This is a genomic window from Cohnella soli (assembly GCF_042655525.1).
Taxonomy (GTDB): Bacteria; Bacillota; Bacilli; order Paenibacillales; family Paenibacillaceae; genus Cohnella; species Cohnella soli.
In genome coordinates, this window is sequence record NZ_JBHSMI010000041.1 from 1 (window position 1) to 922 (window position 922).

Genomic DNA, 922 nt, shown 5'->3' on the forward strand with positions numbered 1-922 from the left:
GAACATCTCGTACTGCTCCAATAGCGTTCGTAGCTCGATTTTCGCCGCTGACAGGCCTTGCGTCAGCCCGATGGAGGTTCTCGCAGCTTCGAGCAACTGCGTTGCTCGTTTGGGACCGACAGCGCGCTTCACGTCTTCCTTCCAACGGCGCACGATTGCGCTGGCTCCTAGTCCCACAATCTCGCTCGGAGTCGGAAATTCGCTTAACGTAATCAGCGAAGCCTTGCCCTCCCAGTCCTTAAACACCTCGCCATACTCCGGAAAGAAACGGTCTAACCAATTCTGTATTCGGCGCTGTACTTGACCGAAGTTCACCATGACCTTCTCACGAAGATTCATCAGGATGCGAAGATCTGCGTAGACACTCACCGGCAATTTCGGCTCGCTATACTTCCCGCCTCGCACCAGATCGGCGATAACCTTGGCATCCTTGTAATCGTTCTTCGTCGGAGAGTTGTCCTCTAGTTCCTTGCTTTTGCTTACGTGATGCGGGTTTACAACAACGACCTTCACATGCTCGCGATTCAGAAATTCAGCCAATGGAAACCAGTAGTGCCCGGTTGGCTCAATCCCCAAGACGATTTCTGTCTTGTGATGACGCTGCTGGAGCTCTTTCATCCACTTTACCAGCTTCGATAAGCCTAGATGATGATTGTCGAACACACAGTCTTTGCCGAGCTCGATTCCGCGGAAATCGACGGCACGGGCAACATGCGTTTTCTTCGCAATGTCTGCTCCAACCACGAGCGTTGATTCGGTAATTTGTAGAATGCGTTGATTCTGTTTCCTTGCCTGTTTATACTTCATTGTAGAGTGCCTCCTGCGCTGGGATTTGTTCTTTGGTCGGAACGTTCCCCAGTATACAGAAGGTGCTTTTTTCATTCAAACCTCGAATTCATTCATTACAGGAATGGCTCCTTTA

1 protein-coding gene is annotated in these 922 nt (G+C 50.5%); it reads right to left on the bottom strand.

Going from position 1 to position 922, the window contains the following annotated elements; genetic code table 11:
- The coding region (locus tag ACFPOF_RS23755) for an IS110 family transposase (RefSeq protein WP_378137359.1) at positions 1-807 on the bottom strand (807 nt) is incomplete at its 3' end.
- Between the last annotated feature and the right edge of the window lie 115 nt (positions 808-922).